Source organism: Nocardiopsis sp. CNZ308 (assembly GCF_004217075.1).
In genome coordinates this window covers 5,056,379-5,080,715 of record NZ_SHKJ01000001.1, presented here as the reverse complement: position 1 = coordinate 5,080,715, position 24,337 = coordinate 5,056,379, and the positions used below count along the sequence as shown (strand labels likewise).

Genomic DNA, 24,337 nt, shown 5'->3' with positions numbered 1-24,337 from the left:
GCGAAGGAGAAGACCGGCACCCGCCCACGGCCCAGCGTCCGCCACCCGCGCCGCGCGCCCCCGCCTCGAAGGGGAAGGCGCTCCCACCGACACCGTTCGGCCCCGGCCGGTTCAGCGCCCGCCCGAGACCACCGCGTTGACGTCCGCGGCCCTGAGCACCCCGCGCACCCCACCGGACTCGTCCACCACCACGTACTCCGGCAGCGGATGACCCGTCAGCTCCCGCAGCAACTCCTCACCCTCCAGACCCACCGGCACCAGAGAATGCTCGGTCACCGCACGGGACACGCTCGACACCGGCACCCACGCCCGGCGCTGCGGCTCGATCGCCCCGGCCGCCGCCGGGTGCACCACCGCCGTGGGGGCGCCCTGGGCGTCGGTCACCACGACCTCCACCGCCTCCGCCTCCCGGGCCCGGCGCTCGGCCTCGGCCAGCGGCGTGTCGGCCGGCACCGTCACCGAGGCCCGGGCCAGGTCCCGGGCCCGCAGGCGCGGAATGCGCTCCCGCACCCGGGCGGAGCGCAACGCGTCGGAAGCGCCCATCCACATGAAACCGCCCAGGACGAAGCCCCACACCACGCTCCACGGGCTGAGCCGTCCGCCCGCCCACCACGTGATCAGGAACGGCAGCGCCACCACCAGCAGCGCCAGCACCCGACCGCCCCAGGCCGCGGCCACACTCCCCGCGAAGGGCCTGCCCGTCACCTTCCACACCCCGGCGCGCAGCAGCCGCCCGCCGTCCAGCGGAAGCCCCGGCAACAGGTTGAACGCGCCCACCAGCAGGTTGGCGATCCACAACTGGAACAGCAGCTCGCCCACCACGGTGCGCGGCTCGGTGAACAGGTACAGACCGAACCCGCCCGCCGCCAGCAGCAGGGAGAACAGCGGACCGGCGAACGCGATCCAGAACTCACGCCCCGGCGTGGGCGCCTCGCGCTCGATCTCGGAGACCCCGCCCAGCACGTACAGCACGATGCGCCGGACCGGCAGGCCGTACATGCGCGCGACCACCGCGTGCGCCAGCTCGTGCACCAGCACCGAGGCGTAGAGCAGCACGGCGAACACGAAGGCCAGCAGGTAGGCGGCCGGCCCCAGCGCCAGGCGGCCCTGGACGACGCCGCCGTAGACCAGGGTGATCAGCGCCGCGACGATCAGCCACGAGGAGGTCACGTACACCGGGATGCCGAAGGGGCGGCCGATCAGTAACCCCGGTCTGGCGGAACGCTCGCGGGGTCTGGGCGCGGATGGGTCACTACCGGTCGTCACACCCCCAGCCTACGGCCCGCCCGCCCCGACCCCGCGGCGCCCACGACCCGGCTCCGCGCCGCACTGCCCGCCCGGTTGTCCACAGGCCCGGTCCGGCCGTGGCGCTACGCCGGGCCGCCGGTGTCTCCTGGATACAGGGGGCCCACGGGGCCGGTCCGCACCGTGCTGCCCGGATTCGGGACCGCCGCCCGCACCCGTCCCCCACGGGCCGCTCGTCCCCAGGCCGCCCTCTCCCCTCCCGGCCTGTCGCGACCTTCTCATAGGCTCGATCCATGACCACCGCGCTCCTCCCGTCCGCCCTCTCCCCCTCCCGGGCCTCCGACTTCCTCCAGTGCCCGCTGCTGTTCCGCTTCCGCACCATCGACCGCCTCCCCGAGGCGCCCAGCGCGGCGGCCCTGCGCGGCACCCTCGTCCACGCCTGCCTGGAGCGCCTGTACGAGCTGCCCGCCGAGTCGCGCAACCCGCGCAACGCCGTCGGCCTCGTCGAGCCCCAGTGGAAGAACCTGCGCGAGAACAAGCCCGAGCTGGACGAGCTGTTCGCCGACGACGCCGAGCGCGACACCTGGCTGGAGTCCGCCCGCGACCTGGTCCGCCGCTACTTCGACCTGGAGAACCCCACCGCCTTGGAGCCCCGCGACCGCGAGATGCGCCTGGAGGTGTCCCTGCCCACCGGCCTGCGGCTGCGCGGCTACGTGGACCGCATCGACGCCACCCCCTCCGGCCAGATCCGCATCGTGGACTACAAGACCGGCAAGTCCCCCGCGCCCCGGTTCGAGGACAAGGCCCGCTTCCAGATCTTCTTCTACGCGGTCATGATCTGGCGCGACCTCGGCGTCGTCCCCACCCGCCTCCAACTCGTCTACCTGGGCGGCGACGGCGCGGTGCGCTGGTACGACCCCACCGAGGACGAACTCCGGGCCGCGGAGTCCGAGATCGCCGGCATCTGGGCGCGAATCGAGGCGGCCGGACGCGCCGGGGTGTGGGAGCCCCGCAGGAGCAAGCTCTGCGGCTGGTGCGAGCACCAGGCGCTGTGCCCGGAGTTCGGCGGCACCCCGCCGCCCCTGCCCGCTCCGACGGTCCGCTGACGCGGGTGACCCCGGGCTCGGACCCGCGCACCGCCCGGGATGCGGCACAATTCCCCCTGTGCCCGTCTCAGTACTGCTGGTCGACGACCAGCCCCTCGTCCGCGCCGGCTTCCGCATGATCCTGGAGTCCGCCCCGCACCTGTCCGTCGTGGGCGAGGCCTCCGACGGCCGCGAGGCGGTCCGGGCGACCCGCGGCCTGCTGCCCGACGTCGTCCTCATGGACGTGCGCATGCCCGGCATGGACGGGGTCGAGGCCACCCGGCAGATCGTGTCGTGGGCGCGGCCCCTGGGCCACCGGGTACGGGTCCTGGCGCTGACCACCTTCGACCTGGACGAGTACGCCGTCGAGGTGCTGCGCGCGGGCGCCTCGGGGTTCCTGCTCAAGGACGCGCCGCCCGCCGAACTCGTCTCGGCCGTGGAGGTGGTCGCGGACGGGGCGGCGGCCGTCTCCCCCGCGGTGCTCAACCGCCTGCTCGACCGCTTCGCCCCGCTCCTGCCCTCCGCCTCCCCCGGCACCGAAGCCGCCGAGGACACCCTGACCGCCCGCGAGCACGAGGTCCTGCGCCTGCTCGCGCGCGGGTGGTCCAACGCCGAGATCGCCGCCCACCTGGTCCTGGGCGAGACCACCGTCAAGTCCCACGTCGGCAACATCCTCACCAAGCTGGAACTGCGCGACCGGGTCCAGGCGGTCGTCTACGCCTACGAGCACGGACTGGTCCGCCCCGGTGAGCGCGACGACGGCTCCGGACCCGACTCCGGCTGACACCCGCGACCCGCGTCCCGGGAGGACCTGGCCACCAGGTCCTGCGGACCCCGCCCGCGACACACGCACCGGGCCACCAGGTTCACCGATCCGCGCGGACACACGGCCCCGGCGCGCGAACCCCCGCCCCGCAAAGGCTCCGGACCGGCCCGAGGCCCCCCGAACACGGGCCCCGGGCGCGGCGCCGGAGACCCCGGCGCGTCGCTGTGGACGGGCCCCCGGCCTTGACAGGATGATCCGGTGATCGAACTCACCGGCCACGAGCCCCGTTCCGGGCGAACCCCACCCTCCGGGACCGCGTCCCCTCATGGGTTGTCCACAGCACGCCGGTCACCACGGGTACAGGCGGGGAGGAGACGGAGACAGGAATGCCAAGCAAGCGGGAGCGGCCCGTGCCCCCGAGCGAGGACCGCCTGCTCAGCAGGATGCGGGACTGGCGGGAGGCGCACGAGCGGGAGCTGACCCCGGACGGCTTCGACGAGACCGAGGACGTCAACCTCCCCGACGCCCGCGCCATCGACCTGGTGCTGCGGGTGGGCGAGCTGATGCTCGCCAGCGGAGAGGGCACGGAGGCCGTCAGCGAGGCGATGCTCAGCCTCTCGGTCGCCTTCGACCTGCCCCGATCGGAGGTCTCGGTCACCTTCACCACCATCACCCTGTCCACCCACCCCGGGGGCGAACACCCCCCGATCACCGGCGAACGGGTGGTGCGCCGCCGCACCCTGGACTACTTCCGGGTCAACGAACTGCACACCCTGGTGCAGCAGTGCGCGCTCGGCCTGCTGGAGCTGGAGGACGCCGCCGCCCGCCTGACCCAGATCAGGCGCGCCCGCATGCCCTACCCCAACTGGCTCATCGCGGTCGGGTTCGGCCTCATCGCCTCCAGCGCGAGCCTCATGGTGGGCGGCGGCCTGATCGTGGCGACCGCGGCCTTCCTGGCCACCGTCATGGGCGACCGCACGTCGGTGTTCCTGGCCAAGCGGGGCGTCGCGGAGTTCTACCAGATGGCGGGCGCCGCGGTGGTGGCCGCCACGATCGGCGTGGCGCTGCTGTGGGCCAGCACCACACTGGACCTCGGCCTCCAGGCCGGGGCGATCATCACCGGCAACATCATGGCCCTGCTGCCCGGACGCCCGCTGGTCTCCAGCCTCCAGGACGGCATCAGCGGCACCTACGTGTCGGCGGCGGCGCGCCTGCTGGAGACCTTCTTCATCCTGGGCGCGATCGTGTCCGGCGTGGGCGCGGTCGCCTACACCGCCCAGCGCCTGGGCGTGAACATCAACCTGGAGGACCTCCCCTCCGCGGGCACCTCGATGGAGATCCCCGTGCTGATCGGCGCGGCGGGGATCGCGGTGGCCTTCGCGATCTCGCTCGCCGTACCGCCCCGGATGCTGCCGATGATCGGCGTGCTCGGCGTGATGATCTGGGTGATCTACGCGGGCATGCGCGACCTGCTGCACGTGCCCGCGGTGGTGGGCACGGTCGCGGGCGCGGTCGCGGTGGGCGTGGTGGGCCACTGGCTGGCGCGGCGCACGCGCAGACCGGTGCTGCCCTACCTGGTCCCGTCGATCGCCCCGCTGCTGCCCGGCAGCATCCTGTACCGGGGCCTGATCGAGATCACGCAGGGCGACCCCTCCACCGGGCTGCTCAGCCTCGCGGAGGCGGTCACGGTCGGCCTGGCGCTGGGCGCGGGGGTCAACCTCGGCGGCGAGCTGGTCAGGGCCTTCCAGCACGGCGGACTGGCCGGTGCGGGGATGCGCAGCCGCCCGGCGGCGCGCCGGACACGCGGCGGGTACTGAGCTCCCCGTGTCCGGAGCAGGACAGGGCAGAACTATTGCTGACCTGGGGGTGTCTCACTCACCGAGAGCGGACGACAGCGGCGGGGCGAACACATGCGTGTTAAACCGCGACAAGCATGTGATGTGAACCACTACTCTTGGCGTCAGCTCAACGACGAGCACCTCTGGACCGAAAGGCCTGTCCCATGTGCAGCCACGAACCTGCCTGCCCGTCCTTCGAGGACACCGACCGCGAGGCGGCCCGGGTCGTCTCCAGCCACCCCGAGCAGGGCTGGAGCCTGCTCTGCAACGGTGTCGTCCTCTTCGACGACACCGGTGAGCTGCTTCCCGACGGGGCGGTCGTCGCCCCGCACCGGCCCCGCGTCGCCGCCTGACGCCCGGCCACACCCGCACACCGCGGCCGCGAGGCCGACGTACCCCGCCCGGCAAGCACCCCCGGGCGGTGACGTGCCCCCGACGGCCCCCGGCGACCGCACGAGCGCCGGGGCCCGTCCCCGGCCTCACTCCCGGACCGCGTCGGGCCACCCCTCCGGCAGCACGTCCTGGCCGCCCATCGCCTCGCTCAGCCGACGCCGGAAGTCGGCGTGCACGCCGGGCCCCCACACCAGTCCGCTCGGCGTGCGCAGCGCCTGCTCCATCGCGGCCCGCAGCGCAGCCGGGCGCGCCTCCCCCTCGGCCACCGGCAGCGCCAGCAGCGCGTGCATCTGGGTGACCACGGCGAACAGCTCCCCCGCCAGCGCGGGCGCGCTCGCGGTCGCCGCGGCCTCCTCCAGGTAGGGGTCCCACCACGCCTCCCCGACCCCGTCCTCCTCGGGCGCGGCGAAGCCCCTGCGCAGCCGTCGGCGCACCTCCCCCGCGGTGTCCGGGTCCCGGTCCCCCAGACCCAGCCGCCAGACCCGCTCGGCCGTGCCGGGGTCCCCGCGCAGGGCCAGCAGACCCGCCAGGAGCTCCACGGCGGCGGCGAAGGTGCCCGGCGCGGCCCCCGGCTCCTCAGCGTCCTCGGCGGGCGCGTCCGGGTCCACGATGGCGCCGACGTCGGCGATGGCGTGCTCCAGGTGGGCGGCGGCGCGCAGCAGGCGCAGACCGGGATCGTCCGCGACCGACAGGCCGCGTTCGACCGCGGCCGCGGCGGCGCCCGGCAGCCCTCGCCCCAACAGGCGTTCGGCCAGGTCGCGGGAGGCGTCCACGACGGTGGCCGCGTGCAGGCGGCCGAGCGAACCGGGATCGGACGGCAGGGCCAGCGCCGCCTCCCAGTGCTCCTCGGCCCCGCCGGTGTCGCCGCGACCCTCGGCGGAGCGGGCCAGCCCGTAGTGCGCCACGGCCGTGTAGTCGGCCCCGCCCAGGTCGAGCAGGCGGCGCCAGACGCGGTCGGCCTCGGCGTGGTCGCCGTCCTGTTCGAGGGAGAGCGCCAGGTGGTAGGCGGCGCGCGGGGCGTAGCGCGGGTCGCCGGTGGCCAGGGCGCGGCGGGCGGCCTCACGGGCGGCGGCCAGGTCTCCCCGCTGGTCCTCGACCACGGCCAGGCCGAGCAGGGCGCGGGCCTGCACCCGCGGGTGGGGGTTGGCGGCCACCGCCTGCTGGTAGAGCTTGGCCGCGCGTTTGAGGTGGCCGCTCCCGGCGAGGTCTTGGGCCTGGTCGCACAGTTCGGCGGCGCCCTGCCCGGTCGGCGCCTGCGCCTCGTCCGTGTCCCGGGGATCGGTGGCCGGGGGCGGGTCGGCGGGGCCAGAGCGCGCGGAAGGTCCGGACGTCGTGGTCATGTCTCCGCTTTCCATGGGGGTGGCGGGGTGGCGGTCCGCGTGGTGGGAACGCGATCCGTGTCGCGGCAACTCTAACGCCTGCGGCGGCCGGGGACCGGGGGCCCGCGCCGCGACCCGTGGGCACGGCCCGCTCTTCGCCCCTCCCCTGATGGAGTGGAGAACACAACGGACTTTTACGACGTAGATCTCTCAAGGGGCAACAAGGAGGGGCGCCGGTCCGAGGACCGGCGCCCCTTCCCTCGGCCCGGGCCGCCCTACAGCTCGAAGGCCTCCGGCGGCGGGCAGGAGCAGACCAGGTTGCGGTCACCGTAGGCCTGGTCGATCCGGCCGACCGGCGGCCAGTACTTGTCCGTGCGCAGCGACGCCAGCGGGTAGGCCGCCTCGGCGCGCGTGTAGCCGTGCGGCCACTCGTCGGCGGTCACCGCCTCAGCGGTGTGCGGGGCGTTGCGCAGCGGGTTGTCCTGCGCGTCCCACTCCCCCGAGGCCACCTTGTCGATCTCGCCGCGGATCGCGACCATCGCCTCCACGAAGCGGTCCAGCTCGGCGAGGTTCTCGCTCTCGGTCGGCTCCACCATCAGGGTGCCGTTGACCGGGAACGACATCGTCGGCGCGTGGAAGCCGTAGTCCATGAGCCGCTTGGCGAGGTCCTCGTTGCTGATGCCGCTGGCCTTCTGGAGCGGGCGGATGTCCAGGACGCACTCGTGCGCCACCAGGCCGCCCGCACCGGTGTAGAGCACCGGGAAGTAGGGCTCCAGCCGCTTGGCCAGGTAGTTCGCCGACAGCACCGCGACCTCGGTGGCCGAGCGCAGCCCCTCCTCGCCCATCATGCGCACGTAGGCCCAGGAGATGGGCAGGATGCCCGCCGAGCCGAACGGGGCCGCCGAGACCGGGCCGACCCCCGTGTGCGGGCCCGCCTCGGGCTGGCCCGGGTGGTTGGGCAGGAAACCGGCCAGGTGCGAGCGGACCGCGACCGGGCCCACGCCCGGACCGCCGCCGCCGTGCGGGATGCAGAAGGTCTTGTGCAGGTTGAGGTGGCTGACGTCGGCCCCGAACTCGCCCGGCTTGGCCCAGCCCAGCAGCGCGTTGAGGTTGGCGCCGTCCACGTACACCTGGCCGCCCGCCTCGTGGACCAGGCGGCACACCTCGGTGACGGTGTCCTCGTACACGCCGTGCGTGGACGGGTAGGTGATCATGATGGCGGCCAGGTCGTCGGCGTGCTTGCCGGTCTTGGCGCGCAGGTCCTCCAGGTCGACGTTGCCGTTGTCGTCGCAGGCCACCACGGCCACGCGCATACCGGCCATCACGGCGCTGGCGGCGTTGGTGCCGTGCGCGGAGCTGGGGATCAGGCACACGTCGCGGTGGGCCTCGCCGCGCGAGCGGTGGTAGCCGCGGATGGCCAGCAGCCCGGCGAACTCGCCCTGGGACCCGGCGTTGGGCTGGAGGGACACCGCGTCGTAGCCGGTGACCTCGGCCAGCCAGGCCTCCAGCTGGCGGATCAGGGTCACGCTCCCGGCGGCCTGGTCCAGCGGCGCCAGCGGGTGCAGTCCGGCGAACTCGGGCCAGGTGACGGGCTCCATCTCCGCCGTGGCGTTGAGCTTCATGGTGCACGAGCCCAGCGGGATCATCGTGCGGTCCAGGGCCAGGTCGCGGTCGGAGAGGCGGCGCATGTAGCGCAGCAGCGAGGTCTCGCTGCGGTGGGTGCCGAACACGGGGTGGGTGAGGTAGTCCACCTGGCGGGCCAGCTCGGCGGGCAGGCGGTCGGCGTCCTCGTCCACGCTCAGGCGCACGCGCGAGGAACCGCGCTCGGCCTCGCCGAAGGCGGCCAGGACCCTCTCCAGGTCGGCCTCGGTGGTGGTCTCGTCCACGCTCACGCCGACCGTGTACTCGTCCGCGGCCAGCAGGTTGTACCCGGCCTCCAGGGCGGACTCCACGACCCGGGCGGCGCTGGGCACGCGCACGCGCAGGGTGTCGAAGTAGGCCTCGTGCAGGACCTCGAAGCCGCGCTCGGCGAGGGCGTCGGCCAGGGCGGCGGTGCGGGTGTGCACCTGGCGGGCGATCGCTCGCAGGCCGTCGGGGCCGTGGTAGACGGCGTACATCCCGGCCATGACGGCGAGCAGGACCTGCGCGGTGCAGATGTTGCTGGTGGCCTTCTCGCGGCGGATGTGCTGCTCGCGGGTCTGGAGCGCCAGCCGGTAGGCGGGCTTGCCCGCGTTGTCCACCGAGACGCCGACCAGGCGGCCGGGCAGCTGGCGGCGCAGCTTCTCGCCCACGGACATGTAACCGGCGTGCGGGCCGCCGAAGCCGAGCGGGACGCCGAAGCGCTGGGTGGAGCCGACGGCGATGTCGGCGCCCAGGTCGCCGGGGCTGCGCAGCAGCGTCAGGGCCAGGATGTCGGCGGCCACCACCGCGAGGGCGCCGCGTTCGTGGGCCTGGGCGATGACCCGGCCCGGGTCGCGCACGGCGCCGCTGGAGGCCGGGTACTGCACCAGGACGCCGAAGGCGTCGCCCTCGGGGAGGCCCTGGGACAGGTCGGCGACCACGACCTCGATGCCGAGGGGTTCGGCGCGGGTGCGCAGCACGTGCAGGGTCTGGGGGAAGACGTCGGCGTCGACGACGAAGACGTCGGCCTTGCTCTTGGAGGCGCGGCGGGCCAGGGTCATGGCCTCGGCGGCGGCGGTGGCCTCGTCGAGCAGGGAGGAGCCCGAGACGGGCAGGCCGGTCAGGTCCGAGACCATGGTCTGGAAGTTGAGCAGGGCCTCCAGGCGGCCCTGGGAGATCTCGGGCTGGTAGGGCGTGTAGGCCGTGTACCAGGCGGGGTTCTCCATGATGTTGCGCAGGATGACCGGCGGGGTGAGGGTGCCGTAGTAGCCCTGGCCGATCAGCGAGGTGCGCACCTGGTTGCGGGAGGCCAGGTCGCGCAGCTCGGCCAGGGCCTCGGCCTCGCTCAGCGCCGGGGGCAGGTCCAGCGGCGCGCTGCTCCCGGGGCCGGTGAGGATGGACTCGGGCACGGCGTCGGCCATGAGTTCGGCGGTGGAGCCGTAGCCGACCGCCTTGAGCATCTCCTGGACCTCGGCGGGCGTGGGGCCGATGTGGCGGTCGGCGAACACCCGGGCGGGCGCGCCGGGGGTGTGCACGGGCTGGTCTGGCACGGAGACCTCCTGGTGACAGGGCCGAGTCGGGTCGGCGGTGTTCCTCACGGTCTCCCCCTCTGTCACCGGGCACGACGGCGCCCAGGCTTCAGAGCGGCCTCCTCCACGCGGTCCATGGTGCCTGAGAGGTTACTGGGGAGTATTGCCCCGTCGGCGCCCCGTTGCGGGGTCTCTCTCGCGCGGTGTCGACAGCCAGCTGACGATCTGTACGTGTGTACAAGCAGGGTGAATGTCGGTTTTCATCCCTGTTGTGACTACGACCGTACTCGATCGCCGCCCCGGGCAGCTCTTCCGGGCAGGCGTTTCGCCCACATCACATCCAGAGCCTGGAGGTTCGTCCAAGTAGCCGCGGTTCCGAAGCGCCCGCGGCCCCTGTCGGCACACGGCTGCCTCGGGGCCGCGGACGAGGCCTGTCGGATCACGTCAAGGCGCTGCGCGTCGTCGGGGCAGCGGGGGAACCGCTCGGGGCCGGGCGGCCGCGCCTCCCCCGCGAAGACCGGGCCGGGGCCGCAGGACCTCGGACTCCATCAGCTGGTGCTCGCCCGCGAAACCGTCCGCCGAGGCGAGAGGCGACGGCGGAGGCACCGGGGCCGCGCGGGCCGGTCTCGGGGGCCCGCCGTCCTCAGCCGGTGCGGCGCTCCCGGCGGCGCCTGGCCAGCTCGTCCACGGGCTGGGGCGCGGCGGCGGGCAGGTCGGCCCTCTCCTCCGCGGGCACCACGCCCAGGGCCTCCTCCACCTCGCGCCAGACGTTGCCCAGCGCCAGGCCGAACATGCCCTGCCCGCGCTGCATGAGGTCCACGACCTCCTCCGGGGAGGTGCACTCGTAGACGCTGACGCCGTCGCTCATGAGGGTGATGCGGGCCAGGTCGGGGGCGGGGCGGCCGCGCAGGTGGTCGACCGCGGTGCGGATCTGCTGGAGGGATATCCCGGTGTCCAGGAGCCGTTTGGCGACCTTGAGCAACAGGATGTCGGGGAGGCTGTACAGGGGGGCGTTGTGGGCTCCGGTGAGCACGCTCGGCTCCACCAGGCCGGTCCTGGCCCAGTAGTCGAGCTGGCGGTAGCTGATCCCGGCGGCCGTACACGCCGCGGGGCCCCGATACCCGACGTCCATAGGCAGCGCCACCAAGTCTTCTTCGCACAGTAGGCCCTGCTGCCCCGCTAGCCGCAGCGCGGACCGCCTGTCATGGGGATCCCGCTTGCCGCTCGCTACCGCCACGCCGACCTCCGGCTTCTCGTCCCACGGCGGTCTCGACAGGGGATGTCCACTCAGGGAACGGGTGCGCCGTGGGTTCCACTGCACTGAAGGTAGGACGGCCGACCGGCAGCGTCAACGACACCGCGCGGCGCGTCGCCAAGTGCGCGCGGCGCCGGTGTGCCGGGGCCTCCCCATGGGCGCCCGACGCGCACCCGGGGGTTTCGGCCCTGATCATTACGACCACTTCCGTTACCCAATCTATCACCGGCTCCGCGGGCGAAGCCGCAGGTCGGGGCGTGTCCTCCCCGGCGCGCGCCACCGCGGCGGCACGGGACCCGCGCCTGGGCGCGGGCCCCGGGGGAGTGCACGTGCGTCACCGGACTACTCCGTGCGCCTGCCGAAGTCCTCGGGCGAGATGTTGTCCAGGAACTCCCGGAACGCCTCGACCTGGTCCTCCTGCTCGTCCGGGATGGGCATCCCGGCCTCGTCGATCACGTCCTCGTGCGCGTAGATGGGCGTGCCCGTCCGTAACGCCAGGGCGATCGAGTCGGAGGGGCGCGCGCTCACCTCCACGCCGTTGCTGAAGACCAGCTGGGCGTAGAAGATGCCGTCGCTGAGGCCGGTGATGTTCACCGTCTTGAGCCCGGTGTCCAGGGCGTCGAGGACGTCCCGGAACAGGTCGTGGGTGAGCGGTCTGGCCGGTGCGACGCCCTGTTGGGCCAGCGCGATCGCGGTGGCCTCCACGCCGCCGATCCAGATAGGCAGGTAGCGGTCGCCTTCGGATTCCTTGAGCAGGACAATCGGCTGGTTCGAGGGCATCTCAACACGGACGCCGACGACCTCCATGTGCTTCACAGCGTCTCCGTCCCACGAGTCGTGATGCCGGATGGGCGCTCGTCCCTGCTCCCGCTGTGGATCAGGACCCGAGGGCGAAATCGGCACCCTTCGTTACAAAGTTCTCCGGCGGCGGGGGGCCGCAAACCTCATCGGCCCACCCGCCGCTCCCGCGGTCGTCCCCGCGCCGGTCAGCGGCGCGGTTTGGTCAGCAGGACCATCCGGAACTTGCCGATCTGGATCTCGTCGCCTCCGCCGAGCTGGGCCTCGTCGACCGGCTCGCGGTTGACGTAGGTGCCGTTGAGGCTGCCCACGTCGCGGACTCCGAACCCGTCGCCGCGGCGGAAGAACTCCACGTGGCGCCGGGAGACGGTGACGTCGTCCAGGAAGATGTCGCTGTTGGGGTGGCGGCCGGCGGTGGTCACGTCACTGTCCAGCAGGAAACGGCTCCCGGCGTTGGGGCCGCGCCTGACCACCAGCAGAGCCGTGCCCGGCGGCAGAGCGTCGGGGTTGGCGGGGTCGTCGCCGCCCAGCTCCTCGCCGGACTCCTCCTCTTCCAGGGCCTGTATGCCCGAGAGGGAGATGGTGGACGTGACGTCTCCGCCGGAGTCCCTGCCAGTGCCGGGTCGGGGGCCCTGCTGTTCGGCTCTGCGGATCGGAGTTCCGCAGTGGGAGCAGAAACGGGCATCATCCGCAACGGCGTGACCGCACTGCGTGCAGTAAACGCTCGACATAGGTCGGCTCGGCCTCCTACCGCACGGGGCGGTGCTTGATTGGGCTGATCGGTGGCACGTACCGGGCGCCGGGCGGGCACGCGGCCCGCACGCCGTCCGGTACGCGGTGAGACGGCCCGCTGTCGCGGCAGCGGTGCGCCTCACGCGGTCGGTCGCTAGGTCTCATCCCCCGTGTCGCACTCCTTGTCACCACCGGCGAGGGTGTCCGCCGTTGCCGGGATACCCGGTCCGATAGGCGACGCGGCGCTTCGGGGAACACTCGACTTTAAACCATATCCCTGTCCAGGAAGGGTTTTGCTCCTCCCCCGCCCACTGTGGACGACCCGTCGGGAACGGATCGCCGAGCGGTGTGCCCGCCGTCGCGGAGGGTGTCCGGCGACGGCGGCGGGCCGGATCGGGGCAACACGCCTGTCCTGGTGCTGATGCCGTGTCGGCGGGTTTGGTTCTCCACGGATCCCCCTGGATTCGCACCGGCTTCACCGGACCGCCACGACCTGCCTGTATGCCCATTTTAACCCGCGGGGTCACGCACGGTAGGGACCGCGCCCGCGTACGGGGCGCGACGACGCGGGTACGCGCCGCGCGGGCGCGGACGGACGACCCGTCCGCGCCCGCGCGGCCCGCCTCAGCCCTCGGCCCGTTCCACGACGGCCGCCCACTCGTCCAGCAGACGGTGCGCGGTGTCGGAGTTGGGACCTTCGGCCCAAAGATGGGTGACGGCCTCCGCGGTGTCGGGGAGGACCAGGGCCCAGCTCCCGTCCGGCTCGATCACCCGGACGCCGTCGGTGGTGTCGAGTTCGCGGCCGCCAGCCGCCTCCACGACGGCGCGCATCACGCTCCCCTTGACCGCCCACGGGGTGGGCACCGAACGGCGCAGCAGGTGCGCCTGGGGGATCGTGCGGTCGATCTGGCTCAGCGAGCGGCGGGTCCTGGCCACCAGCGCCAGCAGCCGCACGAAGGCGGCGATGGCGTCGGTGGTGGGGCTGAACCGCGGCACGATGAACCCACCGCGGCCGTCGCCCGCGAAGATGACGTCGTCCTGGGCCTGGACCGCCTTGGTCAGCTCGTCGGTGGCCGTGGCCGTCCAGTGGACCTTGACCCCGTGCGAGGCGGCCACGGTCTCGGCGACGCGGGTGGTGGTGACGGGCAGGACCACCGTCCCGGTCCCGTACTCGGCGCAGACCAGCTCCAGGACGACCAGCAGGGCCCGGTCGCTGTGCACCAGGGCGCCGTTCTCGTCCACGATGGACAGCCGTTCGGCCACGGGGTCGAAGCGCACGCCGAAGTCGGCTCCCGAACCCGAGACCAGCTCGCCCAGCCGCCCCAGGTCGCGGTTCTGCTTGGCGACGGTGTCGGTGGGCGAGGACTCGTCCAGCCGGTTGTTGACGGTGAGCACGTCCACGCCGATCCGGCCCAGCAGGGAGGGCAGGATGAGCGAGCCGCTGCCCCCGGCGCAGTCCACCACGACCTTGAGCTCGGCCTCGGCGACGCCGGAGGTGTCCACCTTGCGCAGCAGCTCGTGGGAGTAGCTCTCCACGTTGCGCGACGGGAAGGTCAGCTCGCCGATCTCGCCGGGGAAGGCCCGGCGGTACTCGGCGCGGGAGAAGACCCGGTCGAGCTTGCGCTGGGCGCCGGGCGACAGGTCGGCGCCGTCGCCGTCCAGGAACAGGATGTCGACCGACTCGGGGTCCCCCGGGGTGGTGCGCACCGTGATGCCGCCGCTGACGCCGCTCTGGGAGGTGTGGAAGCGGGCCACGGGCAGCGGCACCACCTCCAGGTCGCGCACCTCGATGGCGGCCGCGGTGAGCGCGCTGATGATCGCGCGCTTGAGCGTGCGGGCGGCGCGCGAGACGTCACGCGAGGTGGTGACGATCGCGCCCTTCTTCAGGGTGGTGGCGTAGGCGTTGGCCAGGCGCACCGCCAGTTCCGGGGTGATCTCGACGTTGATCAGGCCGGACACGCCCCGGGGGCCGAACAGCGAGCGCTGCCCGCGCGACTCCCAGATGACGTTGGTGCTGACCACCGCACCGGCCTCGATGGTCTTGAACGGGTAGACCTTGACGTCGTTGTGCAGGTAGGCCTCGGACTCGACGACGCAGTCCTCGCCCACGACCGCGCCCTCCTCGATCCGGGCGGCCGCCATGACGTCGGTGTTCTTGCCGATGACGGCGCCGCGCAGGTTGGCGCCGCGGCCGATGAACACGTTGTCGTGCAGGACCGTGCGGTGGGCGAAGGCCTCCGAGCGCACGACGGTGTTGCTGCCGACCACGGTGAACTCGCGCAGCTCGGCGCCCGCCTCGACCTTGGCGTAGTCGCCGATGTAGAGCGGGCCCTTGAGGACGGCCTCGGGGTGGACCTCGGCGCCCTCGCCGACCCACACCCCCGGGGAGACCTCGAAGCCGTCGATGTCCACGTCCACCTTGCCCGAGAGCACGTCGGCCTGGGCGCTGAGGTAGCTCTCGTGGGTGCCCACGTCCTCCCAGTAGCCGTCGGCGATGTAGCCGTAGAGGGGCTCGCCCTCCTCCAGCAGCTGGGGGAAGACGTCACCGGACCAGTCGACGACCTCGCCCTCGGCGACGCGTTCGAGGACCTCCGGCTCCATGATGTAGATGCCGGTGTTGACGGTGTCGGAGAAGACCTGGCCCCAGGTGGGCTTCTCCAGGAAGCGCTGGACGCGCCCCTGCTCGTCGACGATGATGATGCCGAACTCCAGCGGGTTCTCCACCCGCTTGAGGCCGATCGTGACCTTGGCGCCGCTCTCGCGGTGGAAGCGGACCATGTCGGTCAGGTCGATGTCGGTCAGGGCGTCGCCGGAGATGACGATGAAGGGCTCGCCGCGCAGGTGCTCCTCGGCGTTCTTGACGCTGCCCGCCGTGCCGAGCGGCACCTCCTCGGCGACGTAGCTGAGCTTCATGCCCAGCTCCTCGCCGTCGCCGAAGTAGTTGCGGATGAGGGTGGCCAGGAACTGCACGGTGACCACGGTCTCGGTGAAGCCGTGCTTGCGCAGCAGGCGCAGCACGTGCTCCATGATGGGTTTGTTGACCACCGGCAGCAGCGGTTTGGGCTGGTTGGCCGTCATGGGGCGCAGGCGGGTTCCCTCGCCGCCCGCCATCACGACGGCCTTCATCGGAGGCGCGGTGGCCTCCGGGGTGGTGTCTGCGGCCTGGCTCATCGCCGGTACCTCCGTACCGCTGGGCCGCCGGTGCGCGCCGCGGGGGGATGGTGTTCGGAGCGCACGCCGTTGCGGGCGGCGGGACATGTTCTCATGCGGAGACGACACTCCCTCTCGATCCGACAGGACTCGTGGTGAGCCGGTCCGCGTGCGGATCAGGGGCCGGTCCGTCCCTGGTCCGGGCGGATCGGTCGGTCCGCGCCCTCGGCGGCCGCGCCGGGGCCGCCGTCAGCGGTCGCCGGTGCGGCTGGACCGGGTCGGTCCTGGGCGTGACCGCGTACGGGGTCGCTGTCGCCGACGGCCCTGGGGCCGCCGGTGCGATCAGCGCTTTCGTCGCGGCGGGTCTGGGCCATCAGGCGCAGTCCCTGTACGGCGTAGAGCAGTCCGGCCCACCAGTACAGAGCAGTTCCCCAGAGTGCGAAGGCCCAACCTATAATTCTCGCCACATCCGCGGCGATCGTGGCGTAACCAGCGAGGAACAGCAGCGGGAACGAGTACAGCAGGCACAGCGTGGCGGCCTTGCCCGCGAAGTTGACCGGCAGGGGCCCGTAGCCGAAGTGGCGCAGGAGCGGCAGGGCGCCCAGGATGAGCACGTCGCGCAGCACGAGGATGCCCATGAGCCACCAGGGCACGATGCCGCGGATGACCAGGCCGAGCAGGGCGGCGAAGATGTAGAGCCGGTCCGCGAGGGGGTCGAGCACGGTCCCCAGGCGCGAGGTCTGGTTCCAGGCGCGGGCGATCTTGCCGTCGAGCCAGTCGCTCAGGCCCGCCAGGGCCAGCACGAGCAGGGCCCACCAGTCGGCCTGGGGCACCAGCACGAGCCACAGGAACAGGGGCACGCCCAACAGCCGGAGCATGCTCAGTAGGTTGGGAACCGTCCAGACGCGGTCACTGACCGCCGGGCTGACCACATCGCCCCCCGCCGTGTGTCTGCCTTCTTGCGCGGATCGCCCCATGGCGCCAACGATAACGGGCGGGAGGGTCGTTTCCCGCCATCGTGGGTCCACCCGCCCTGGTCGGAGGACGGCCGCACCCCGATCGTACCGTGTACGCTCCGCGGCCTTCCCGGCCGCGGCCTCTCACCACCGTCCAACGCGGGGCGCCCCGGCGGGGTTCCCGGCCGGAGCGGAACCGGCCGCCTCTCCCCGGCCGCGGGCTCCCCCTCAGCGGGCGGCGAGCAGGGCGGCCAGGCGGCGCAGGCGTTCGGGACCGGTGGGCTCGGCGTCCTGGAGCGGGACCTCCACCGTTCCCAGGAGGGCGAAGCGCTCGCGAGTGGCGGCCAGGGCCTCGGCGGTGTCGGGTCCCGCGGCGTCCCCGCGCGGGATCTGGTTGACGACCACGGGGGCGAGCCGGAACCCGGCCGCGGTGAGCTGTTCGACGGCGCGGGCGGTCTCGGCCAGCACCATGCGGCGGGGCAGGGTCACCAGGCGCACCCGGGCGTCCTGGCGCAGGCGTCCGGCGGCGCGCTCCAGGCGGTGGCGGCGCGCGTGCAGGCGCTCGGTGAGGGGGTCGGCCTCCTCGTGCGAGCCGCCGACGACGTCGGCGAAGGCCTCGGCGCGGCGGGCCCGCTCGCGCTGGCGGGTCAGGCCCACCACCCAGGGGGTCAGGAGCGTCGGCAGGTTGAGCAGGCGCAGCAGGTGCCCGGTGGGGGCGCTGTCCACGACCAGGGCGTCCCAGCGCCGCCCTACCTCCTCCATGCGGTCCACGAGCAGGTCGGCCAGGGCGGACTCGGCCATGCCGGGACTGGCCCCGGCCTGCTCCAGGTGGCGGCGCACGGCGGGCATCACCTCGGGCGGAACGGCCCGCTCGGCGTCCCGGAGCACCTGGGCGATCCGGCGGCGCACGGCGGCGTCGGCATCGGGCTCGGCGGCCCACAGGCCGGGGGCGACCGGGACGGGCTCGTCCCCGAGCGGTGCCTCCAGGGCGTCGCCGAGCGAGTGGGCGGGGTCGGTGGAGACCACCAGCACCCGCTGCCCGGCGTCGGCCAGGGCCAGCGCGTGCGCGGCGGCCAGGGTGGTCTTGCCGACCCCGCCCTTGCCGCCGACGAAGGTGATCGGCGCGGCGGGGCCGGTCGCGGACTCGGTCAACAGCAGCCTCCGGGGGCTCCGAAGTCCCTGCGGCCCATCCTCTGGTGCCACTCGTGCAGGTCGGCGACCATGTACGGGATGAGGTCGAGGGTCTCGTAGGCGACGGGGTTGTCCACTCCCAGGCTCTCCAGCATGAGCAGGGCCCGCAGGGTGTCCTGCTGGGTTCGGGCCTCACGTCGGCGCGCGTGCCCCCAGCGCGCCTCGAAGACCTGCTGGTGGAAGTCCTCGAAGCGGCGCCAGGCGGCGACGGCGCGGCGCCAGGCCCCCGGCGGGGGCCCGGCGCCGGCGCCCGGTGCGCTCACGGGGTGCCGCCCCGGGCGCGGCGGTTACCTGCCCTCACCCTCGTCCCTCCCGGCGGTGGTCTCCTCGGTCGCGGCATCGGCGACCGGCGGGCTCTTGCGCGCCTTGTTCAAGGCGATGGCGGCCTCGGCCATCATCCACAGGGCCAGCAGCAGGATGACGCCGTCCAGCGGCGCGAGCAGGAAGGTCTGCATCGCGTCGCCCGAGACCGCGAAGTCGCGGAGCTGGATGACCAGCGCCCAGACGGTCATGACGACCAGGAACACCAGCGGGATGAGGATCATGACCGGGTTGCGGTGGCGCTTGGTGACCCACACGGCGATGACCGACAGGGCCAGGCCCGCGGTGAGCTGGTTGGTGGTGCCGAACAGCAGCCACAGGGTGCCCACGGCGAAGTCGCCCGGGACCAGGGTCAGGGCGAGGGGGATGAGCACCGCGATGAGCGTGGCGACGGTGATGTTGCGGGCCAGGAAGGACATCGCCCGGTGCGGCGCGGTGCCGGTGGAGAAGCGCTCGGCGGCGATCGTGGCGATCTCCTGGATGATGTAGCGCTTGAGCCGGACCGCGGTGTCCAGGGTGGTCACGGCGAAGCTGACGATCACCAGGGCGCCGAAGACCAGGGCGGTGGCCTCGGGGACGCCGATGTTGGAGGCGAAGCCCGCCACGCCCTGGACGAACATGCCCTGCGGATCGGCGGAGGCGGCCTCCCAGTCGACGTAGAGGGTGCCCCACTCGGCGCCGCTGTTGGCGGAGTAGACCATGACGCCCGCGGTGCAGGCCAGGATCGAGCACAGCGCCAGCGTGCCCTCGCCCAGGGAGCTGAGGTAGCCGACGTAGCGCGCGTCGGTCTCCTTGTCGATCTGCTTGGAGGTGGTCCCGGAGGCGACCAGGCTGTGGAAGCCCGAGACCGCGCCGCAGGCGATGGTGATGAACAGCAGCGGGAAGATGGGCGGGGAGCCGGCCGGGGTGTCGCGGAAGAGCGGTGCCGCGATCGTGTCCATGCCCACGATCACACCGCCCATGATGACCAGCAGCGCCACGACCATCTGCTGCTGGTTGATGTAGTCGCGCGGCTGGAGCAGCAGCCACACCGGCAGGCGGGAGGCCACGAACGCGTAGGCGAACACGATCACGATCCACAGCAGGTTCTCCGCGATCCCCGTGGCCTCGGCGACCGGCGCGAGGCTGATCGGCAGGATCTGCCCCAGCGGGATGCAGGCGTAGACCAGGAGCAGCGCGATGATCGAGGGGAGCAGCGCGGCGGTGCGTCGGCGGTAGACCACCTGGCCCACGGCGATGGCCAGCGGGATGGTGACCAGGGTGGGCAGCACCGCCTCGGGCGTGCTCACGAACAGCCCGGCGATGACGATGGCGAACACCGCGTTCACCAGGGTCACCAGGAAGAAGATGATCAGCAGGAACAGGATGCGCGCCCGGGAACCGATGACGTCGCCCGCCAGGGTGCCGATGCTGCGGCCCTTGCTGCGCAGCGAGACCACGATCGAACCGAAGTCGTGGGCGCCCGACCCGAAGATGGTGCCCAGGATGACCCAGAGCAGGGCGGGTCCCCAGCCCCAGAACACACCGATCGCCGGGCCGACGATGGGCGCGGCGCCCGCCACGGAGATGAAGTGGTGCGCGAGGACGATGTGCTTGTTGGTGGGGACGTAGTCCACACCGTCCTGGAGCGTGTGCGCGGGCGTGGTGAAGGAGGGGTCGAGGGCGTAGACCCGTTTGGCCAGGTAGGCCGAGTAGAAACGGTACGCCAGCGCGAAGATCGCCAGGGTGCCGAGCAGTACTGCTACAGCGGGCATCGGGGAGTTCCTTCTTTCCGGTGTGCGGACCGGGCGGGCGGGGCCTGCGGGTGCTCTATCCAGGAGGTTCGGGTACAGTCCCGAGAAATTAACATGAGTCACACATCACAGAAAAGGAAGTATGTGGAAGATTTCGCCACGGTCTGGCGGCGTTCGGCCGTCGGTGAGCTCTCCTGGGTGACTCCGCTGGGACTGCCGATGAGCGTCCCGGTGGTGCCGCTTTCGGACGGGGGGACTCCGTGCGCGGCCCTTCCGATGGCCCACCTGGACCTGGTGGACTCGCTCGGCGCGCGCGCCGCGTTCAGCCTGACCGGGCCCGCACCGGGGACGGACACCGGCCTGGTGGGGGTGGGTCCGGTGGAGGTGCGGCTGGACCCGCAGGGCCGCCTGTTCGGCCGCGACCTGGTGGAGCAGGAGGCGGCCAAGCACCCGCCGACCCGGTTGCGCGCGGGGAGCCTGATGGCACGCAAGGAGAACTGGTGGTGGATGGCGCGCGCCCTGGTGACCCTGGTCGGGACCGATCGGGTGGAGGCGGTGCGCAGGCGTGATCGCGCTCAGGACGCCCTGCTGGTGCGCGGGCGGGGCGCGGGCGCGGGGACGAACCTCGACGCGGACACCGGCTCGGGCACGCGCAGCGGAGCGGACTCGGGTGCGCCCGCCACGGATGGCGGACCGCGCGCGGACACGGGCGCTGACGCCGGCATGGGCGCGGGGCCCGGCGCGGACGTGCGCGTGGACGTGGTCACCGCACGGGACTGGTCGGCCGGTCCGGGGCGGAGCGTGGAACTGTGGTCGCGCGACGGCGGCGACCTGTCCGGCCGGGGCGACCGGGCCCTGGTGATGGGGCACCAGGCCAGCCCCGACTTCGAGCGCTGGGAGCGCTGGACGCGCACCGGAACGCTGACAGGGCAGGTCCTGGAAGTCATCGGCTCCGACGGCGGCCCCGAAGCGGACCCGCGGCCCTTCCGCCTGCTGGAGCGGCTGCGCAACCACCGCGAGGTGGAACGCGCCTGCCGCGCGGGGATCCGGGCCGTGGAGAGCCGCCCGGGGCTCTGACCGGCGCCTCCGCGGCGGCCAGGCGCGCGGGGCTCCGGCCCCGGCTTCCGCGGCGGCGCGGAGCACGCGGGGCTCCGGCGGGAGGCCGCGGCTCCGGGCGCCCGGCCGCCCCGGACACCGCCGACTCTGCTCAGGCCCCCGGTCCGCACGCGGAAGCGCCGTGGCGGGCTCACAGCTCCAGGATGCGCTCGGCCTCCCTGCGGCCCGAGAGCAGGGCACCGTGCACGGTGGCCGTGTGCTCGGTCTCGGTCGCCTCTCCCCCGAAGAACAGCCGCTCGCCGACCGGCTCACCCAGCGCCGCCCTGTCCTCGTCCCCCGATCCCACTGCGGTGAAGGAGAAGCTGCCCCGGGCGAACGGGTCGTCCATCCAGTGGGTGAGGTGGTGGCCGACGGGTTCGGGCACCTTGCGGAACAGGCCGCGCAGCGAGTCCAGCGCGTGCCCGACCACGTCGGCCTCGTCCTTCTCCTCCAGGAACCGGGCCGCGTTGCCGCCGTTGCGGCAGACCAGGATCGGCGCCCCCATGACCCGCTGTCCCGCGTACCAGTGGAACCACGTCCCCTCCTCGGTCCCCAGGTGCACCAGGACCTCGGCGTCGCCCCAGAAGACCTCCTCGAAGCGCAGGAACAGCTTCTCCAGGCGGCCGCTGCCCAGGCGCCGGACGGCTCCGGCCTTGTCCTCGGGCAGCGCCGGGTCGAAGTCGACCCCTCCGGCCTTGAGCACGCCCAGGGGCAGCGTCACCAGGACCCGGTCGGCGGTCAGGGTCTCCTCCCCGCCGGGCGCGTCCACACGGACGCCCGCGCCGTCCCCGTCGTGGAAGACCGACCGCACCACGTGCTCCAGGCGCACGTCCAGCCCCCGGGCCAGGTAGTCGGTGACCTGGGCCATGCCGTCCGGGAAGACCACGTCGTCACCGCTGAACTCGTGCAGGGCCGCCACCGCGGTGAAGGCGACCTCGTCGGCGTCGGCGCCGTGGTCGCCCTCCACGAGGCGGTGCACGATCTCGTTGGCGTCGCGGGCCCTGCCCCGCACCAGGTTGGCGTCGTAGAGGGCCTGCTTGATGCCCTCCTCCATCGACTCCTGCGGCGTGGCCCCGACGTTGTCCCAGTACATGTGCTCGTGCAGGAGGTTGACGTCCTCCATGTTGCGGCGGTGGCGGTCGAAGAGCAGCCTGCGGCCCTTGGGGTCGTAGGCGGTCTCGGTGGAGCGGTTGAACACGGTCGTGCGGACGCCGATCTCGCGGACCAGGCGCGCGAAGGGGTTGTTCTCCTCGCCGCGTATCCAGGAGGCGCCCACGTCCAGGGTGGCCGACGTGCCGTCCCACTCGCGCAGGGAGTGGACGCGACCGCCCAGGCGGTCGCGGGCCTCCACGACGGTGACGCGCTCACCCTCCTCGGCGAGCCGGTCGGCGGCGGCCAGCCCGGCGACGCCCGCGCCCACCACGATGGTGTGCCCGCGCCCGGGTCCGGCCTCGCGCCCGCGCGGCGGGGACGCCGTGTCCCGTTCCCTCTCCTCGCCCCCGTCCCCGATGGTCTCCTCGCTGACGTCCCCCGGCTCAGTCATGTACCTCCCCCTCCGTGTGGGCGCGCGACAGCGGTGCGCACGCGTCGTCCCCGGACCGTGTGTCCGGGGACGACTCCGGCCCTGGCCGGGCCCGGCCGTGCGGCCGGGTCAGGCGTTGGCGGGCGGCTCCCCCTCGTCGTCCTCCAGCTCGACCCGCTCGCGGCGGCGCTGGCCCTGGACGTGCTCGTCGCGGGTCACGTCGCGCTTGCGGACGTGGACCTCCTCGACGGGGACCTGCTCCTTGGAGACGACCGGGCGCTCCTCGTAGAGCGTGAAGGTCTGCTCGTCCTCGCCCATCTCCCGGGGCTCGCGCACCGCGGAGGGGTCGTCCACCGGGCGGCGCTCGACCTGGAGCTCGTCGTGGTGCAGCGGGACCGTCTCGTCGAACTGCTCGGTCTCGACGTACTTGTGCATGCGGGCGTGCCCGGCCTCACGCCGCTCCACGCCGATGTCCACGCGCTCCTCCGAACGCGTCATCGAGATGTCGTCGCGCTCGTCCGCCATCGCCGGGTCGCGGTCGCGCATGCCGGCGTCACCGGCCATGCCCCCCGCCGCTCCTCCGGCGGCGCCCCCGGCCACGTCCTCCCGGCCGGTGGTCTGCGGCCCGGGGCCGCGGCCCATCGCGGTCTCCTCACCCCGCATAGGGGGGCCGCCGTGCTGCGCGTAGTACTGGCGGACCGTCTGCTCCTCCTCGGGAGAGATGTGCCGGTCGGCGTCGACGTGCGGGGCGTCCTTGACGACGGACTTGTCGTAGGGGACCCGGATGTCCTCCTCCACGGGCTGGGAGCCCTGGAGCGGGACGAGGGTCTCGTGCCTGCCGAACAGGCCGGTGTGCACGGACACCCAGCTCGGCTGGTCGGTGTTGTCGTCGAGGTAGACCTGGTTGATCTTGCCGACGTTGTGGCCCTCCCGATCGAGGACGTGGTGCCCGATCAGGTCTGCGGGTGTGCGATCGCGTGCCACGATGTCCCCCTAGTGGTTCGCGTGGTCGAGGGGCGGGTGCCCCAACGCTGTCCGCCCACCCCCTACCCGCCGTGAGCAGCGCGGACTAACGGCTCACCCAAGCCGCTAACGAGTCCGGGGCGAGTGTTGGCGCTCCCTTTGCCCCGGGCGGCCGCGCGTTGACGGAGTCGGGGGGTTCGGCCCCTCGGGGTCAAGCGTCCTTGGTGTCGGCGGTGGCCTCGGCTGGGGCCGTCGCGGAGGGGCGGGACGCGGAGGGGGCGTCCGGGTCGCGGAGGTCGGGCAGGGGACCGGCCAGGTAGGCCTCCAGGAGGGGCCGCGAGGGGAGCCGGTCCGCCAGCGCCCAGGCGAGCATGCGGTGCAGGCCGTCCAGGTGGGTCACCGCGTCCGTGCGTTCGAACCGCTCGTAGAAGGGGTGGTCGAGGGCGCGCGAACTCAGGAACAGCGGCGCGCGGGCCGCGCCGGTGTGCCAGTCCAGCTTGCCCCAGCACACCGGGTTGCTGGCGGGGTACTCCCGGCGCCAGTCGGTGAGCGTGCTCAGGGTCTCGGCGACGGTAGCCCCGGCCGGGGGGACGAGTTCGCGCTCCCCGTACTCGCCCGTGTGCCAGGGCAGGAGCACGGACAGGACGTCCTCGCGGTCCAGGGCGACCCGGTGCCACGTCCCGCCGAGCTGGCGGGTGGCCAGGGTCAGCGCGCTCTCGGCGTACGTGTTGGTGGCACGGGAGACCTCGTCCTCCAACGGGTGGGTGGCGCGGAAGCGCTGGAGGACGGTGTCGGGGGTGACGGGTTCGAGGATCTGCACGGGTTC

Annotated in this window: 19 protein-coding genes and 1 riboswitch; of the genes, 5 read left to right on the top strand and 14 right to left on the bottom strand. The window is 73.1% G+C overall.

The features are described 5' to 3' along the window. Positions 1–111: 111 nt before the first annotated feature. Positions 112–1,176 (bottom strand): site-2 protease family protein, encoded by a 1,065-nt coding sequence (locus EV372_RS21755; RefSeq protein ID WP_130399042.1) that lies wholly within the window; start codon positions 1,174–1,176, stop codon positions 112–114. A gap of 362 nt (positions 1,177–1,538) precedes the next feature. Between EV372_RS21755 and EV372_RS21750 the strand changes: the two genes are divergently transcribed. The 4 genes from EV372_RS21750 to EV372_RS21735 all read left to right on the top strand — a co-directional run bounded on the left by EV372_RS21750 (position 1,539) and on the right by EV372_RS21735 (position 5,287). Further along, positions 1,539–2,351, top strand: coding sequence for a RecB family exonuclease (locus tag EV372_RS21750; RefSeq protein ID WP_130397522.1), 813 nt, complete (start codon positions 1,539–1,541; stop codon positions 2,349–2,351). Positions 2,352–2,409: 58 nt separating this feature from the next. Next, entirely contained in the window at positions 2,410–3,114 is a 705-nt protein-coding gene (locus EV372_RS21745) for a response regulator (RefSeq protein WP_130397521.1), read from the top strand. Between the two features lie 368 nt (positions 3,115–3,482). Continuing rightward, positions 3,483–4,913, top strand: coding sequence for a threonine/serine exporter family protein (locus EV372_RS21740; RefSeq protein WP_253792869.1), 1,431 nt, complete (start codon positions 3,483–3,485; stop codon positions 4,911–4,913). Between the two features lie 185 nt (positions 4,914–5,098). Next, positions 5,099–5,287 carry a DUF5999 family protein gene (locus tag EV372_RS21735; protein ID WP_013152513.1) on the top strand — a complete coding sequence of 63 codons (189 nt, stop codon included), beginning with the start codon at positions 5,099–5,101 and terminating at the stop codon, positions 5,285–5,287. A 126-nt stretch (positions 5,288–5,413) separates the two neighbouring features. Here the strand turns inward: EV372_RS21735 and EV372_RS21730 are convergent, their stop codons facing one another. The 10 genes from EV372_RS21730 to EV372_RS21685 all read right to left on the bottom strand — a co-directional run bounded on the left by EV372_RS21730 (position 5,414) and on the right by EV372_RS21685 (position 19,952). After that, positions 5,414–6,667 carry a tetratricopeptide repeat protein gene (locus EV372_RS21730; RefSeq protein WP_130397520.1) on the bottom strand — a complete coding sequence of 418 codons (1,254 nt, stop codon included), beginning with the start codon at positions 6,665–6,667 and terminating at the stop codon, positions 5,414–5,416. 254 nt (positions 6,668–6,921) lie between these two features. Next, a complete protein-coding gene (gcvP, locus tag EV372_RS21725; RefSeq protein WP_130397519.1) occupies positions 6,922–9,816 on the bottom strand; it encodes an aminomethyl-transferring glycine dehydrogenase in 2,895 nt (964 codons plus the stop codon). 98 nt (positions 9,817–9,914) lie between these two features. Further along, a riboswitch (glycine riboswitch) is annotated at positions 9,915–10,004 on the bottom strand. A gap of 434 nt (positions 10,005–10,438) precedes the next feature. Beyond that, positions 10,439–10,927, bottom strand: a complete 489-nt coding sequence (locus tag EV372_RS21720; RefSeq protein WP_019609133.1) for a MerR family transcriptional regulator — start codon at positions 10,925–10,927, stop codon at positions 10,439–10,441. Between the two features lie 465 nt (positions 10,928–11,392). Beyond that, entirely contained in the window at positions 11,393–11,866 is a 474-nt protein-coding gene (locus EV372_RS21715; RefSeq protein WP_013152509.1) for a bifunctional nuclease family protein, read from the bottom strand. A 170-nt stretch (positions 11,867–12,036) separates the two neighbouring features. After that, complete coding sequence (locus tag EV372_RS21710) at positions 12,037–12,579, bottom strand: FHA domain-containing protein (protein ID WP_130397518.1); 543 nt, start codon at positions 12,577–12,579, stop codon at positions 12,037–12,039. 625 nt (positions 12,580–13,204) lie between these two features. After that, positions 13,205–15,706, bottom strand: a complete 2,502-nt coding sequence (locus tag EV372_RS21705) for a mannose-1-phosphate guanyltransferase (protein WP_130399040.1) — start codon at positions 15,704–15,706, stop codon at positions 13,205–13,207. 200 nt (positions 15,707–15,906) lie between these two features. Further along, positions 15,907–16,662, bottom strand: a complete 756-nt coding sequence (clsA, locus tag EV372_RS21700; RefSeq protein ID WP_130399039.1) for a cardiolipin synthase ClsA — start codon at positions 16,660–16,662, stop codon at positions 15,907–15,909. Between the two features lie 252 nt (positions 16,663–16,914). After that, complete coding sequence (locus EV372_RS21695; protein ID WP_130397517.1) at positions 16,915–17,838, bottom strand: ArsA family ATPase; 924 nt, start codon at positions 17,836–17,838, stop codon at positions 16,915–16,917. Next, positions 17,835–18,140: a cory-CC-star protein gene (locus tag EV372_RS21690; protein WP_130397516.1), complete on the bottom strand. Its 306-nt coding sequence runs from the start codon at positions 18,138–18,140 to the stop codon at positions 17,835–17,837. The genes EV372_RS21695 and EV372_RS21690 overlap by 4 nt, the downstream gene beginning before the upstream one ends. Positions 18,141–18,164: 24 nt before the next feature. Beyond that, positions 18,165–19,952, bottom strand: a complete 1,788-nt coding sequence (locus EV372_RS21685) for a carbon starvation CstA family protein (protein ID WP_130397515.1) — start codon at positions 19,950–19,952, stop codon at positions 18,165–18,167. A gap of 123 nt (positions 19,953–20,075) precedes the next feature. Here EV372_RS21685 and EV372_RS29250 point away from each other — a divergent pair, with 123 nt between their 5' ends. Next, a complete protein-coding gene (locus EV372_RS29250) occupies positions 20,076–21,008 on the top strand; it encodes a hypothetical protein (protein ID WP_197044291.1) in 933 nt (310 codons plus the stop codon). Between the two features lie 169 nt (positions 21,009–21,177). On the opposite strand, the gene EV372_RS21675 is transcribed toward EV372_RS29250, so the two are convergent. The 3 genes from EV372_RS21675 to EV372_RS21665 form a co-directional block, all read right to left on the bottom strand. After that, a complete protein-coding gene (locus EV372_RS21675; RefSeq protein WP_130397514.1) occupies positions 21,178–22,569 on the bottom strand; it encodes an NAD(P)/FAD-dependent oxidoreductase in 1,392 nt (463 codons plus the stop codon). A gap of 108 nt (positions 22,570–22,677) precedes the next feature. Beyond that, positions 22,678–23,532, bottom strand: a complete 855-nt coding sequence (locus tag EV372_RS21670; RefSeq protein WP_130397513.1) for a PRC and DUF2382 domain-containing protein — start codon at positions 23,530–23,532, stop codon at positions 22,678–22,680. A 190-nt stretch (positions 23,533–23,722) separates the two neighbouring features. Continuing rightward, complete coding sequence (locus EV372_RS21665; RefSeq protein ID WP_130397512.1) at positions 23,723–24,331, bottom strand: DUF6309 family protein; 609 nt, start codon at positions 24,329–24,331, stop codon at positions 23,723–23,725. Positions 24,332–24,337 lie beyond the last annotated feature (6 nt).

What these genes read in the sequence shown, in the direction of transcription:
- EV372_RS21750 (WP_130397522.1), top strand. Translation starts at nt 1,539, where the DNA reads ATGACCACCGCGCTCCTCCCGTCCGCCCTCTCCCCCTCCCGGGCCTCC.
- EV372_RS21740 (WP_253792869.1), top strand. Translation starts at nt 3,483, where the DNA reads ATGCCAAGCAAGCGGGAGCGGCCCGTGCCCCCGAGCGAGGACCGCCTG.
- EV372_RS21735 (WP_013152513.1), top strand. Translation starts at nt 5,099, where the DNA reads ATGTGCAGCCACGAACCTGCCTGCCCGTCCTTCGAGGACACCGACCGC.
- EV372_RS21730 (WP_130397520.1), bottom strand. Translation starts at nt 6,667, where the DNA reads ATGACCACGACGTCCGGACCTTCCGCGCGCTCTGGCCCCGCCGACCCG.
- EV372_RS21720 (WP_019609133.1), bottom strand. Translation starts at nt 10,927, where the DNA reads ATGGACGTCGGGTATCGGGGCCCCGCGGCGTGTACGGCCGCCGGGATC.
- EV372_RS21710 (WP_130397518.1), bottom strand. Translation starts at nt 12,579, where the DNA reads ATGTCGAGCGTTTACTGCACGCAGTGCGGTCACGCCGTTGCGGATGAT.
- EV372_RS21705 (WP_130399040.1), bottom strand. Translation starts at nt 15,706, where the DNA reads ATGAAGGCCGTCGTGATGGCGGGCGGCGAGGGAACCCGCCTGCGCCCC.
- EV372_RS21685 (WP_130397515.1), bottom strand. Translation starts at nt 19,952, where the DNA reads ATGCCCGCTGTAGCAGTACTGCTCGGCACCCTGGCGATCTTCGCGCTG.
- EV372_RS21675 (WP_130397514.1), bottom strand. Translation starts at nt 22,569, where the DNA reads ATGACTGAGCCGGGGGACGTCAGCGAGGAGACCATCGGGGACGGGGGC.